The organism is Tenacibaculum soleae (assembly GCF_030549005.1).
Taxonomy (GTDB): Bacteria; Bacteroidota; Bacteroidia; order Flavobacteriales; family Flavobacteriaceae; genus Polaribacter; species Polaribacter soleae.
The window spans coordinates 227439-240505 of sequence record NZ_JAUOSW010000005.1; the positions used below are offsets into that span (position 1 = coordinate 227439).

15 protein-coding genes are annotated in these 13067 nt (G+C 30.0%); 8 read left to right on the forward strand and 7 right to left on the reverse strand.

All coding sequences use genetic code 11. From position 1 onward, the window contains the following. The first annotated feature begins 177 nt into the window (after positions 1 to 177). The 6 genes from Q4586_RS09260 (at position 178) to moeB (ending at position 5290) form a co-directional block, all read left to right on the forward strand. Positions 178 to 780 carry a thiamine phosphate synthase gene (locus Q4586_RS09260; protein WP_303528568.1) on the forward strand — a complete coding sequence of 201 codons (603 nt, stop codon included), beginning with the start codon at positions 178 to 180 and terminating at the stop codon, positions 778 to 780. Positions 781 to 922: 142 nt separating this feature from the next. Next, positions 923 to 1678 (forward strand): hydroxymethylpyrimidine/phosphomethylpyrimidine kinase, encoded by a 756-nt coding sequence (locus Q4586_RS09265; RefSeq protein WP_303528569.1) that lies wholly within the window; start codon positions 923 to 925, stop codon positions 1676 to 1678. Between the two features lies 1 nt (position 1679). Beyond that, positions 1680 to 2327 (forward strand): thiamine phosphate synthase, encoded by a 648-nt coding sequence (gene thiE, locus Q4586_RS09270; protein WP_303528570.1) that lies wholly within the window; start codon positions 1680 to 1682, stop codon positions 2325 to 2327. Positions 2328 to 2339: 12 nt separating this feature from the next. Then, complete coding sequence (locus Q4586_RS09275; RefSeq protein ID WP_303528572.1) at positions 2340 to 3110, forward strand: thiazole synthase; 771 nt, start codon at positions 2340 to 2342, stop codon at positions 3108 to 3110. A 3-nt stretch (positions 3111 to 3113) separates the two neighbouring features. Then, the gene (thiH, locus tag Q4586_RS09280; protein ID WP_303528574.1) at positions 3114 to 4235 is read left to right on the forward strand and encodes a 2-iminoacetate synthase ThiH; all 1122 of its coding nucleotides are present in this window, start codon (positions 3114 to 3116) and stop codon (positions 4233 to 4235) included. Further along, positions 4235 to 5290 carry a HesA/MoeB/ThiF family protein gene (gene moeB / locus Q4586_RS09285; RefSeq protein ID WP_303528575.1) on the forward strand — a complete coding sequence of 352 codons (1056 nt, stop codon included), beginning with the start codon at positions 4235 to 4237 and terminating at the stop codon, positions 5288 to 5290. The genes thiH and moeB overlap by 1 nt, the downstream gene beginning before the upstream one ends. A 47-nt stretch (positions 5291 to 5337) precedes the next feature. Here the strand turns inward: moeB and Q4586_RS09290 are convergent, their stop codons facing one another. The 5 genes from Q4586_RS09290 to Q4586_RS09310 form a co-directional block, all read right to left on the reverse strand. Beyond that, positions 5338 to 6054 (reverse strand): 3-ketoacyl-ACP reductase, encoded by a 717-nt coding sequence (locus Q4586_RS09290; RefSeq protein WP_303528576.1) that lies wholly within the window; start codon positions 6052 to 6054, stop codon positions 5338 to 5340. 105 nt (positions 6055 to 6159) lie between these two features. Beyond that, positions 6160 to 7209 carry a M28 family metallopeptidase gene (locus tag Q4586_RS09295; protein WP_303528577.1) on the reverse strand — a complete coding sequence of 350 codons (1050 nt, stop codon included), beginning with the start codon at positions 7207 to 7209 and terminating at the stop codon, positions 6160 to 6162. Positions 7210 to 7264: 55 nt separating this feature from the next. After that, positions 7265 to 8062 (reverse strand): ABC transporter ATP-binding protein, encoded by a 798-nt coding sequence (locus tag Q4586_RS09300; protein WP_303528578.1) that lies wholly within the window; start codon positions 8060 to 8062, stop codon positions 7265 to 7267. A gap of 2 nt (positions 8063 to 8064) precedes the next feature. Further along, on the reverse strand, positions 8065 to 9093 hold the full coding sequence (locus Q4586_RS09305; protein WP_068703501.1) for a FecCD family ABC transporter permease: 1029 nt from the start codon (positions 9091 to 9093) through the stop codon (positions 8065 to 8067). Continuing rightward, complete coding sequence (locus Q4586_RS09310; protein WP_068703504.1) at positions 9094 to 9672, reverse strand: non-canonical purine NTP diphosphatase; 579 nt, start codon at positions 9670 to 9672, stop codon at positions 9094 to 9096. Between the two features lie 176 nt (positions 9673 to 9848). Between Q4586_RS09310 and Q4586_RS09315 the strand changes: the two genes are divergently transcribed. After that, positions 9849 to 10631: a helix-turn-helix domain-containing protein gene (locus Q4586_RS09315; protein WP_303528581.1), complete on the forward strand. Its 783-nt coding sequence runs from the start codon at positions 9849 to 9851 to the stop codon at positions 10629 to 10631. 68 nt (positions 10632 to 10699) lie between these two features. Here Q4586_RS09315 and Q4586_RS09320 read toward each other — a convergent pair whose 3' ends face one another. Together Q4586_RS09320 and rlmH are read right to left on the reverse strand one after the other, a co-directional pair. Further along, positions 10700 to 11542 (reverse strand): coiled-coil domain-containing protein, encoded by an 843-nt coding sequence (locus Q4586_RS09320; RefSeq protein WP_303528583.1) that lies wholly within the window; start codon positions 11540 to 11542, stop codon positions 10700 to 10702. Between the two features lie 91 nt (positions 11543 to 11633). Continuing rightward, a complete protein-coding gene (gene rlmH, locus Q4586_RS09325; protein WP_271406507.1) occupies positions 11634 to 12107 on the reverse strand; it encodes a 23S rRNA (pseudouridine(1915)-N(3))-methyltransferase RlmH in 474 nt (157 codons plus the stop codon). A 94-nt stretch (positions 12108 to 12201) separates the two neighbouring features. On the opposite strand from rlmH, the gene nadC reads away from it, so the two are divergent. Beyond that, entirely contained in the window at positions 12202 to 13062 is an 861-nt protein-coding gene (gene nadC / locus Q4586_RS09330; RefSeq protein ID WP_068703512.1) for a carboxylating nicotinate-nucleotide diphosphorylase, read from the forward strand. Positions 13063 to 13067: the final 5 nt, after the last annotated feature.

Consider the following 13067-nt stretch of genomic DNA (forward strand, 5'->3'; position numbering starts at 1 on the left):
TATTTCGTTCTACTGCATAAATTAACTCGAACAAAATGCAAAAGGATGCCACTGCAATCCCTAACCCGAAAAATAATAACTGCGATAACAGGCAGTAAACGATAAGCTAAATCTGCTATTTCAAGATTAAATTAGGTTATTTTTACACAAAATTAAAAGCGACTAAATTCAACGAATATGATTGTACTTATAGCTCCAGAAAAAGATGTAGCAAACGAAATTAAAATACTACATCAATTATTTGAAGCAGGTTTAGAATATTATCATTTAAGAAAACCGTTTAAAGATTTAGAAGCGCATGTTTCATATTTAAATAAAATTGATAAAAAATATCATAATAAGATAATCGTACATTATTTTCATGAATTAACGAATGAATTTAATTTAAAAGGAATTCATTTTCAAGAACAAAAAAGACGAGACGCTTTAGAAAATGGAAGTAGATATTTTATAGGATTAAACATGTTGGGTAAAACAATGAGTAGTTCCTTTCACGAACCTATAGATATTGAAGTTTGTGATATTGAATTCGATTATCATTTATTGAGTCCAGTTTTTTCATCTATTTCTAAAAAAGGATATGAAGGAAGAGGTTTTGATGTAAACCATATCGATAAATCAATTTTAGGAATGGGCGGAATTAACTCTAAAACCATTGCAAAAACAATCGACTTAGGATTTAAAGGAATTGGTGTTTTAGGTGGTGTTTGGAATGTCGAAAATCCTGTTGAATGTTTTAAAGAGATACAACAGTGTTACGATGAAAATATATCAAAATAATAGAGTAAAATATTAGTTCGAGCGTTGTGGAAAACTAATATTAAATAAAAATAACATTACCTCAACCAAAATTTATTTCAGGTTTACATTCAAATAAATCATCGAAAAAAAGAGTCAAAAAAAAGAGTCAAAAAAAAGAGTATTGAGTAAAAACAACTACATATTAACCATTGCAGGACTAGATCCGTCAAGTGGCGCAGGTATTACTTCAGATATTAAAACATTTGAAGCGCATGGTTTATACGGATTGTCAGTATGCACAGCTGTAACTATTCAAAATGATATTGACTTTAAAAGTTGTGTATGGATGGAAAAAAAAGTTATTATTTCACAAATAACAACTTTGTTTGACCGATTTTCAATATCTGCAGTAAAAATAGGAATTATTGAATCTTGGGAAATCTTAATAGAAGTAATTCAGACTTTAAAACGATTAAATCCGAAAATAAAAATAGTGTTAGATCCTATTTTAAAAGCTAGTGCAGGATTTGAATTTCATACAAGTCAAAACTTAAAAACACTCGAAAATGTATTAGAGAATTGTAATTTTGTTACACCAAATTATAATGAAATAAAAGCATTATTTCCTGATAAAAATATTGAAGAAACTATTGAATTTATTGCTAGTAAAACAAACCTTTATTTAAAAGGAGGGCATAGAAAAGATAAAAAAGGATGGGATGAAGTGTATTATAATGAAATAGTACAATTAAATATTTCACCAATAGCGAATAAAGTATATGAAAAACACGGAAGTGGTTGTGTTTTGTCCTCCGCATTAACGGCTAATTTAGCGTTAGAACTTTCTTTAGAAGATACCTGTAAAAACACAAAACGATATACAGAACAATTTTTAAATTCGAACGATTCCTTGTTAGGAACTCACAACTGCAAATAAAATGGTAAGTAAATTACATTATATAACACAAGGAAATACACCTCAAGAGCATTTGGAAAATATTCAAAGAGCTTGTGCTTCGGGTGTGGAATGGGTGCAATTACGATTAAAAAAAGTTGATCCGAAAACCTTATTAGAAACTGCAAAAAAAGCACGAGAAATTACAGGGCATTTTCAAACTAGATTAATTATTAATGATCATTATAAAGTAGCTAAAGAAGTAAATGCTGACGGTGTTCATTTAGGTAAATCAGATGCTTGTCCGTTAAAAGTTCGTGCATATTTAGGTAAATTTTACAGTATTGGCGGAACGGCAAATACCTTAGAGGATTGTAAAACATTACTAGAAAAAAAAGTAGATTATATAGGTTTAGGGCCTTTTCAGTTTACAGAAACAAAAAAGAACTTAAGTCCTGTTTTAGGAACCGTAGGTTATCAAGTATTGTTAGATGAACTACAAACTGAAACTCCAATTATAGCGGTAGGTGGAATTACGTTAGATGATACCACAAAAATTATACAAACAGGTGTATACGGTGTTGCTGTATCAGCAGCAATAACCAACGATTTTACAAGTATACCTGTTTTTCATAAAATATTAAACGCGCCAAGTACACAAGAACAAGTGTATAAAATGGACGATAAGTAGCCTAAAAAAATAATGAACAAAGTATTAAAAATAGCCGATAAAGAATTTAACTCAAGACTGTTTACAGGAACAGGAAAGTTTAGTTCTTCACAATTAATGAAAGAATCATTAGTAGCATCAGAAAGTGAATTAGTAACCGTTGCTTTAAAACGAGTAGATGTTAAAGATAAAGAAGATGATATTTTAACACACTTAAATCATTCGAGAATAAATTTATTACCGAATACATCTGGAGTTAGAACTGCAAAAGAAGCCGTATTTGCGGCAGAATTATCAAGAGAAGCTTTAGAAACCAATTGGGTAAAATTAGAAATACATCCCGATCCGAGGTATTTATTACCAGATCCTATAGAAACTTTAAAAGCTGCTGAAGAATTGGTTAAAAAAGGATTTGTGGTAATGCCATATATTCATGCCGATCCTGTTTTATGTAAACGATTGGAAGATGTGGGTACACAATGTGTAATGCCTTTAGGTGCGCCGATTGGAAGTAATAAAGGGTTAAAGACGGTAGAGTTTTTAGATATAATTATTGAGCAATCTAACGTTCCGGTAATTGTTGATGCAGGTATTGGTGCACCATCACATGCAGCACAAGCCATGGAAATTGGTGCCGATGCGGTTTTGGTAAACACCGCAATAGCAGTGTCAGAAAACCCAGTAGCAATGGCAAAAGCATTTAAAATGGCAGTAGAAGCGGGTAGAATGGCATACGAAGCAAAGTTAGCTCCTATAAGATCGGAAGCCGAGGCAAGTAGCCCGTTAACATCGTTTTTAAATTAAAAAATGAGTAAATTTAAAGAGCTTTTCGATACGTATAGTTGGGATGATACCTTAAAAAGTATTTTTAATAAAACTACTGATGAGGTAATGCGTGCTTTATCGAAAGAAAAAATTGATTTAGAAGATTTTAAAGCATTGATATCTCCTGCTGCACGCCCGTATATCGAGCAAATGGCACAAAAAAGTAGCTTACTTACTAAAAAACGATTTGGTAACACAATACAAATGTATGCGCCAATGTATTTGAGTAACGAATGCCAAAATATTTGTACATACTGTGGTTTTAGTATGACTAATAAAATACCTAGACGAACGTTAACCGACGCTGAAATTTTAAAAGAAGTAGCTTTTTTAAAAGAAAAAGGATACGATCATATTTTGTTGGTTACTGGTGAAGCAAATAAAACGGTTGGCGTTAATTATATTAAAAATGCAATCGAATTAATACGTTCGCAATTTTCAAATATTACGATTGAAGTGCAACCTTTAGATCAGGATGAATATGAATCGTTAATTGAAGCAGGATTGTACGCTGTATTAGTTTATCAAGAAACGTATCATAGAGATGAGTATAAGAAACATCATCCGAAGGGAAAAAAATCTAATTTTGATTACCGTTTAGATACACCAGATAGATTAGGGAAAGCAGGGATTCATAAAATAGGTTTAGGTGCTTTATTCGGATTAGAAGATTGGCGTGCTGATAGTTTTTTTACAGCATTACATTTAAAATATTTGCAAAAAACATATTGGAAAACAAAGTATTCTATCTCTTTTCCGAGGTTACGACCACACTCAGGAGGATTAGAACCAAAGGTTGAAATGACTGATGCTGATTTGGTACAATTAATTTGTGCATTTCGCTTGTTTGATGAAGATGTTGAATTGTCAATGTCAACCAGAGAAAGTGAAGTTTTTAGAAATAATATTGTTAATTTAGGAGCTACGTCTATTAGTGCCGAATCTAAAACAAATCCTGGAGGATATTCAGTAGAACCACAATCTTTAGAGCAATTTGAAATCTCTGATGAACGAAATACAGAACAAGTGGTGAAAATGTTAAAAGACAGAGGTTTAGAAGTGGTTTGGAAAGATTGGGCACATTTTGAGTCAATAAAAAACTAATGAATTTAAGTAACGAAGAACAAAAACAATACAATCGCCATCTTATTCTAGATAAAATAGGAGAAAAAGGGCAGCTAAAATTAAAACGAGCAAAAGTTTTAGTGATTGGTGCTGGCGGATTGGGTTGCCCTGTATTACAATATTTAACAGCAGCGGGTGTTGGAAACATCGGAATTATAGATGATGATGTAGTTGATCAAAGTAATTTGCAGCGTCAAATTTTATATACCATTGATGATATTGGCTTGTCGAAAGCAGCAACAGCAGCAAAACGTTTATCAAAATTAAATCCCTTTGTAAATTTTTCTGTTTATAAAGAAAAATTGACGAGAGAAAATGCCATTTCATTATTCAATAAATATGATGTAATTGTAGATGGAAGTGATAATTTTTCGACCCGTTATTTAACCAACGATGCAGCGGTTATAACAAATAAGCCTTTAGTGTATGGTGCAATTTTTAAGTTTGAAGGCCAAGTAAGTGTTTTTAATTATAAAGAAAGTGCAACTTATAGATGTTTATACCCAACGCCACCAAAACCAGATGAATCTCCAAATTGCTCTCAAATAGGTGTTGTAGGTGTTTTACCAGGAATTATAGGAAGTTTACAAGCAAACGAAGCAATTAAAATTATTTGTGAAATAGGAGAAGTACTTGCTAATAAATTATTGATGTATGATACGTTGACTATGCGCCAAATGATTTTAAAATTAGAGAAATCAAGTAATATTATTGTAACAGCGTTAGAAAAAGATTATGATTTTTTCTGTGGAATAAAAGCTGTGAAAAATGAAATTACTTTTGAGGAACTTCAAAATGATTTACCGAAATATAATTTATTAGATGTGCGTGAAAATTGGGAGCGTGAACAACATCATATAAACGGACAGCATATTCCTTTGGGAGAATTATCAAATCGATTTAAAGAGTTGCATATTGATAAACCTTTAGTTGTGTATTGTAAATCGGGAATAAGAAGTAAAAAAGCAATTACCTTTTTAGAAGAACAGTTTAAGAATATTGTTTTTTTGAACCTAAAAAATGGACTGAATTAAATTATTAGAGGTTTTCTTTTACTTGTAAAGAAAACCTCTAATAATTTTTACGGATTGGTTGACCATAAAGATGCACCTTTAAGCATAGCTCTTCTAGGTAAACTTAAACCAGCTACAATTAACTCGGCGAAATCATCTGGCTGTAATACTTTTTCTGTATTTCCATCGGTAATACCTAATTCTAAAGACATGTCAGAAGCAATTGTACTAGGGGTAAGAGTGCATACTCTAATATTGTTTTTACGAACTTCTTTCATTAATGATTCGGACATTCCGATTACAGCAAATTTAGAGGCTGAATATGCTGAGGTCGTTGCATTTCCGTTTAAGCCTGCAGTAGAAGCAATATTAATAATATCACCTTCGTTTTTTTCAATTAAATAAGGTAAAACTTCTTTGGTAACATAATACATTCCCATTAAATTGGTTTGTATAATTTGTGTCCAATCTTCAACGGGCATTTCGTTTAGCGAACCAAAAGCAGCAATACCTGCATTATTTACTAAAATATCAACAGTGCCAAAAGTAGTTATAATGTCTTTTATCCCTTTTTGAACTTCGTTGTAATTGCTTACGTCAAAAACAGCGTAAGTTGCTTGTATGTTATATTTTTTTAATTCTTTAACAGTGCTAAGTAAACGTTCTTCATTTCTACCAGTTATAGCAACGTTTATTCCTTTTTTAGCAAAAGCAATTGCGGTAGCTTTTCCTAAACCTCTACCACCTCCAGTTATGATAGCTTTTTTGTTAGTTAAATTTTCCATGTGTTATTTTTTAGTGAAAGATATTGATTTTTTAGTCTTTGATGTAATTAAAAGGTTAAAAAAAAACTCACCAAATGGCGAGTTTTTATGTAAGAAATATGTTTGTTACTTTGCTTTTTCCCCTTTGTCAACAATAACACGATTATCACGATTTGCAAGCTCCCAAGCAGTATGAAAAACTAAACGAGTTCTGTTTTCTAACATCTCGTAGTTGATTTTATCAGGTGTGTCTGTTGGTTGATGGTAGTCATCATGAGTACCGTTAAAATAAAAAATAACAGGAATGTTATTTTTTGCAAAGTTATAATGATCAGAACGATAGTAGTAACGGTTTGGGTCGTTTTCATCGTTATACTTATAATCTAAAGCAACATTTGTGTATTTTTTATTTATAGCTTCAGAAATATTATGTAGCTCAGTACTTAATTTATCAGCGCCGATTAAATATACATAATTAGGATTCCCTTTATGACGATCATCAACTCTACCAATCATATCAATGTTTAAATTGGTAACAGTATTTGCTAAAGGAAAAATTGGGTTTTCTGTATAATATTTAGAACCTAATAATCCTTTTTCTTCACCAGTTACGTGTAAAAATAAAATAGAACGTTTTGGTTTTTTACCTTCGTTATAAGCTTGTTTAAAAGCTTCTGCAATTTCTAAAATAGCAACAGTTCCAGATCCATCATCATCAGCACCATTGTATATTTTTCCATTTTTTACACCTTCGTGATCTAAATGAGCGGAAATTACTAAAATTTCTTCTGGTTTTTCTGTTCCTTCAATAAAAGCAACAACATTTTCAGAATCTTTTAATTTCATTCCTCTACGATTATTACTTAAATATTCAGAAGGGACTTTTTGAAAATAATTATTGTTACCTAAAGGAGATATAATACCTTCATTTTTATAAAAATCTCTTAAATAATTGACTGCTTTTTTTTGCCCAGGCTCACCTGTGTCACGTCCTTCAAACTCATCAGAAGCATATACAAATAAGTGTTTACCTAAATCTTTAGCGGTAATTGTTTTAGCATATTTAGCAGCGTAATCTATATTAGTATCATTTTTATGCTCATTATTTGCAGTGTCTTTACTTGCTCCACAAGCAGTAAGTGCTATTGCACTTGCTATATAAAGTAATTTTTTCATTAATTTAAGGTTTGATTGATGTTCAAAAATAACATATTGTTATAATTAGCCAAATTTAATTTTTCTTGATGACGAATTGTTCTAATGTTTTGTTAAAGTTAATTAATTCTTTAGGAAATAATTGGTCAAAAGCATTTTGATTGATTAACTCTTTTGCAGTTCCATTATAAATTTGTTGTTCAGAAAGTAAAATAAATTCATCAGCTAATTGAATAGCAAGGTTTACTTCATGTGTAGAAATAATGATTGTTTTTCCTGTTTTTTCAACTAATTGCTTTAATAAAGAAAAAACTTTAAAGGTATGATGAATGTCTAAGTGTGCGGTAGGCTCATCTAAAATAATAATTTCGGTATCTTGAGCTAAAGCACGAGCAATAAGAACGCGCTGTAATTGTCCGTCACTTAATTCATAAAAACGTTTATTCTTTAAGTGATCGATATTTGTCTGTTCGATAGCCCAGAGAACTTTTTTTAGATCTTTTGCTGATAATTTATCAATCCAATTAGTATAAGGTTGCCTACCTAAAGCAATTAATTCGAAAACGGTAAGTTGGCTTTGTGGTAAACGTTCGGTTAATACTAAACTTAATGATATTGCTAATTCTTGATTAGAGTATTTAAGAATGTTTTTTTGATTAACTTCAATAATTCCGCTTAACGGATTTTGTACTTTAGATAGTGTACGTAATAAGGTAGATTTCCCTATTCCGTTTTTACCTAATAAGGCTACAAATTTTCCTTTTTCAACAGAAAAATTAAGATTATCAGCAATAACAGTTTGTTGTTTTTTATTTTGATAACCTATTGAAAGCTTATCAGCTTTAAGAACGATATGTTTTTTAAGGTTATTCAATTTTATACATAAATTTTCTTTTTTCTCACTAATAACCAAATAACAACAGGTGCACCAAATAATGATGTAATTGCATTTATAGGTAAGGTAAATTCACTTGTAGGTAACTGAGCAATTGAATCGCAAATTAATAAAGCAATAGCACCAATAAGTGCGGCTGCTGGGAGTAATATTTTGTGATTAGAAGTTACAAAAATCATTTTAGCAATGTGTGGTATGGCAATACCAATAAAAGCAATAGGTCCTGAAAAGGCTGTAATAACACCAGTTAATAAGCTGGTAATTATTAAAATAATATTTCTACTTTTTTTAATGTTTATACCCAGGCTTTTAGCATAATTTTCACCTAATAAAAAACTATTTAAAGGTTTTATAATGGTAAATGTACTTAACATGCCAATAAGGTAAATAAACCCGAAAACAGTAAGTTCTGTCCATGATAAGTTACCTAAGCTACCAAAGCTCCAAAACATATATTGTTGAATTTGTTCGGCTTCACTAAAGTACGATAAAACACTTATTATGGCTGAAGTTAAAGAGCCAAACATTAACCCTATAATTAAAATAGACATGGTATTTCTAACTCTACTAGCAGCTATAATTACTGCTGTTAAAACAATAAACGAGCCTAAACTTGCAGCGATAGCCATTGCCCAATTTGAAAAAGATATTGAAATAAACAAACCTCCAAATAAACTCGTTCCTAAAATAAGCAAAGCAACTCCTAAACTAGCTCCAGATGATATTCCTAATACAAATGGTCCAGCAAGAGGGTTTCTAAATAAAGTTTGCATTAATAACCCGCAAATAGACAGGCCTGAACCTACCATAATAGCTGTGATTGCTTTGGGTAAGCGAAAGTTTAAAATGATAGTTTGCCAACTATCTTTAGATGCAACACCGCCTGTTAGTGAATTGAAAATATCTTTAAAAGGAATTGAAACAGAACCCAGACTGGTGTTTAAAAAGAAAAATAATATCAGTAAAACCGATAAAATAATAAAATAATTATTGTTGTTAGAAGTATTCAATTAGTTGATTGATTTTAAAAATTCAACTAATTTACGAATTGCTAATCCACGATGGCTAATGTTATTTTTTTCATCCGAGGTCATTTCAGCAAACGAGGTGTTAAATCCGTCTGGTTGAAAAATTGGATCGTAGCCAAAACCTTTTTCTCCTTGTTTTTGAGTTAAAATAACACCTTTACAAATGCCATCAAATAGAAATTGTTTTCCGTTTAAATTTAAACAAATAGAGGTTCTAAACTGTGCGTTTCTATTTTCTTTTTTGTTTAATTCGGTCAATGCTTTTTGCATATTTTTTTCCGAATTACTAGGTTCACCAGCATAACGAGCAGAATATACTCCAGGAGCTCCTTGTAAACTTTCAATTTCTAAACCAGTATCATCAGCAAAACAATTATAGCCATAGTTTTTTGTAATATGATCTGCTTTAATTTTAGCATTACCTTCCAGAGTACTAGCAGTTTCTTCAATGTCATCAAAACAACTAATATCTTTTAAAGAAAGTAGCTCAATAGTATTAGGAAGCATTTTTTGTACTTCGGCTAGTTTATTTAAATTATTTGTAGCAAATACAAGTTTCATTAATCAATTTTTTACTAACAAATGTATCAATTTTTATCATCTTTGTAAGTAGTTATTTAATTATTTATAAAAATAAAAAATTGCTGTAAGTATTGGTTATAGTGCATTGTCGTTATAATGTCGGGTTAAAATCAATTAAAAAACTTTATCAAATCAAAAAGCAAAAGTAACATTGTATGGAAAATAAAAATTTACTTACCATGAAACAACCAGCATTAGGAAAAAAGATTTTTGAATTAAGAAAACAAAAAGGATTAACACAAGAAGAGTTAGTTGAAAAATGTAATATTAATGTGCGAACAATTCAGCGAATAGAAGCAGGAGAAACCACACCGAGGAGTTTTACTATTAAGGTTATTTTAGAAGCATTGGATACTAATATTGATGAAAGTTTTTTAAACGATGTAGAAATAAATAGTCAAGATAAAAAAGTGTTGAATTTAGCTTGGGTTTTTGGAATCGTTTATTTTATTTTTGGATTTATAGAGGCTATAGCTGATGTGTTTCAGTTTGCAAAAGATACTGCTATTTTTAATAATTTTTTATATACAGGTGTTAAAGCTGTTTCTGCATTAACGTTTGTGTTTTTTTTTAGAGGGTTTTTAAAAATAGCGAAACTATATTCACATAAATTATTAAAAATAATTGTGTTAATTTTTATGGTTACTTATGTTCTTTTTGCAGTATATGACGTGTTTCTTGTAAACTTATCAGATGAAATTATTGCAATATCAATTGTTGTTAAATTATTGGTTTTTGGAATTGTTCAAATAATTTTCGGAATAAGTTTATTGCAATTAAAACAACAATTGGGAACTTTAATTCAAGTAAACGGAATTGTAGAAATTGTAACAGGTATTTGTTTAACAACGGTTATTTTGGCTACTTTAGGATTGTTTTTATTAATACCTACTATTATTATTGAGGTAATTGTACTGTATAAGTTGGCTAAAAACTAGTAGTATAAAAAAGCGAAATTTAGATTATTCTAAATTTCGCTTTTTTTTATAAAATAATTAAAAAGTGATTATGCTTTTAGTTTTGCTAACTCTACCTTTTTAGTATTTATTTCGTTTTGAATTTTGTTTAAACGCTCTTGAATTTTAACAATAATAGCTTCTTTACGAGCAATACTTTCTTTAGAAGTAGTAGGGTCTTTTTTAGCAGTCTCTAATTTTGCTTTCATTTTAGCTAAACCTTCTTTACCACTAATTAAAATTTCTTCATTAATACTAATGTCATCCTCATAATCGCTAATTAAAGTTCCTTTTTCTTTAATAATAGATTTTTCTTCAGCTTTAATTTGATTATCTAATTGCTCTAATTTTTCAACCTCTAAACGCAAAGCTTCCTGTTCTTTTAAATATGCAATTTCTTTAGCTTTACGGCTTTCTTCTATTTTTCTGCGAGCTTCTTCAAGCTTTTGCTTACGTATAGCTAATTCACTTACGTTATCTTTTATAGGAGTTTCTACATTATTTTTAGCTTTTTGAGTAGCCGTTTTTTTAGGAGTGCTCTTCTTTGTTTTTCTTGCAAGTTTTCTTTCAAGTGAAGCTAGATTTTCTTTTTGATTATCAATCTGAGAGTTTAATTTTGTTAGTCTATCTTGCATGTTTGCAACGATTTTTTCTTTTCTATTAACCTCATTTTTAGTAGCTTTTTTGCTCTTTTTAAAGTCTTCTAAATTAGCTGTAACTCTTTTTAAAGCTTTAATTCCGCTCATTAAAATCTCTTCATTAGCGCTAACTTGGTCTTTTTTTACCTTTATCTGAGTTTTTAACTCTTTAAAATCATTTTGAGCATTTATTTGCTGTGTTCCAATTATGTTTATAAAAAAAACAGTAAGTAATAAAAATTTTAATGTATTCATTTTGATTTGTTTATTGGGGTGTTTCAAGTATTTTTTTCGGGCGACAAAATTACAGTTTTTTTATAAATTAATAAAAGAAATAAGGATAAATTTACTCGTGATGATATGGTTCATTTCGTAAAATTGTAAATCCACGATAAATCTGTTCAGTAACAAATAATCGAATCATTTGGTGAGAAAAAGTCATTTTTGATAATGAAATTTTTCCTTGTGCCTTCTTATAAACAGCATCTGAAAATCCGTATGGTCCACCAATCACTAAAACTAACTGTTTAATACCCGAATTCATCTTTTTTTGAAGATACTTAGAAAACTCAACAGAGGTGAAATCCTTTCCCTTATCATCCAATAAAATTAGTTGATCAGTGTTTTGAAGTTTTGTTAAAATTAAAGTACCTTCTTTTTCTTTTTGCTGTGGTTCACTAAGGTTTTTAACATTTTTGATATCTGGTATAATTTCTAACTCAAACTTCACATAATGTTTTAATCTATTCTGATAATTTTGAATCAATTGAACCAAATTTTTATCATCAGTTTTACCAATGGCAAGTAGTTTTATTTTCATGCGCCAAAATTAGTAATTAAATGTATTAATTGGGTAATACATCATTCGTAATTCATAATTAAAATAGTATTTTTACGTCATAATTATTGAAAATATGATATCAAAAGAACAATTTAATAAAGAGTTAGATTTAATAATTACAAATGCCATTCGTGAAGATATAGGCGATGGCGATCATACTTCACTTTCTTGTATTCCTTCGGATGCAACAGGTAAAGCAAAATTATTAGTTAAAGATGACGGAGTTATTGCTGGAGTTGAGTTTGCTAAAATGGTTTTTAAATATGTAGATGCTAATTTACAAGTTGAAACATTACTTAATGATGGAGATGAAGTAAAATATGGAGATATTGTTTTTTATGTTACCGGTAAATCACAATCAATATTAATGGCAGAACGTTTAGTGTTAAATGCTATGCAACGTATGAGTGCCATTGCTACTAAAACAAAGTTTTTTGCTAATTTATTAGATGGTACAAAAACCAAAGTGTTAGATACTCGTAAAACCACGCCAGGTATTCGCGCATTAGAAAAATGGGCAGTAAAAATTGGAGGTGGAGAAAATCATCGATTTGCTTTATACGATATGGTAATGATTAAAGACAATCATATTGATTTTGCAGGCGGAATTACCCAAGCAATTACTAAAACAAAAAAATATTTAGCAGCAAAAAATTTAGATATTAAAATTATTGTTGAAGCGCGTAGTTTAGAAGAAATTAAAGAAATTTTATCAAACAAAGGCGTGTATAGAATCTTAATAGATAATTTTAATTACGAAGATACTCGTAAAGCTGTTGCTTTAATTGGTGATACTTGTTTAACTGAATCTTCGGGAGGAATTAACGAAGAAACCATACGTAAATATGCCGATTGTGGAGTCGATTTTATATCATCAGGAGCCTTAACACACTCTGTATATAATTTAGATTTAAGTTTAAAAGCAGTTGATTAATTTAA

What these genes read in the sequence shown, in the direction of transcription:
- Q4586_RS09260 (WP_303528568.1), top strand. Translation starts at nt 178, where the DNA reads ATGATTGTACTTATAGCTCCAGAAAAAGATGTAGCAAACGAAATTAAA.
- thiE (WP_303528570.1), top strand. Translation starts at nt 1,680, where the DNA reads ATGGTAAGTAAATTACATTATATAACACAAGGAAATACACCTCAAGAG.
- Q4586_RS09275 (WP_303528572.1), top strand. Translation starts at nt 2,340, where the DNA reads ATGAACAAAGTATTAAAAATAGCCGATAAAGAATTTAACTCAAGACTG.
- thiH (WP_303528574.1), top strand. Translation starts at nt 3,114, where the DNA reads ATGAGTAAATTTAAAGAGCTTTTCGATACGTATAGTTGGGATGATACC.
- moeB (WP_303528575.1), top strand. Translation starts at nt 4,235, where the DNA reads ATGAATTTAAGTAACGAAGAACAAAAACAATACAATCGCCATCTTATT.
- Q4586_RS09290 (WP_303528576.1), bottom strand. Translation starts at nt 6,054, where the DNA reads ATGGAAAATTTAACTAACAAAAAAGCTATCATAACTGGAGGTGGTAGA.
- Q4586_RS09295 (WP_303528577.1), bottom strand. Translation starts at nt 7,209, where the DNA reads ATGAAAAAATTACTTTATATAGCAAGTGCAATAGCACTTACTGCTTGT.
- Q4586_RS09310 (WP_068703504.1), bottom strand. Translation starts at nt 9,672, where the DNA reads ATGAAACTTGTATTTGCTACAAATAATTTAAATAAACTAGCCGAAGTA.
- Q4586_RS09315 (WP_303528581.1), top strand. Translation starts at nt 9,849, where the DNA reads ATGGAAAATAAAAATTTACTTACCATGAAACAACCAGCATTAGGAAAA.
- Q4586_RS09320 (WP_303528583.1), bottom strand. Translation starts at nt 11,542, where the DNA reads ATGAATACATTAAAATTTTTATTACTTACTGTTTTTTTTATAAACATA.
- rlmH (WP_271406507.1), bottom strand. Translation starts at nt 12,107, where the DNA reads ATGAAAATAAAACTACTTGCCATTGGTAAAACTGATGATAAAAATTTG.
- nadC (WP_068703512.1), top strand. Translation starts at nt 12,202, where the DNA reads ATGATATCAAAAGAACAATTTAATAAAGAGTTAGATTTAATAATTACA.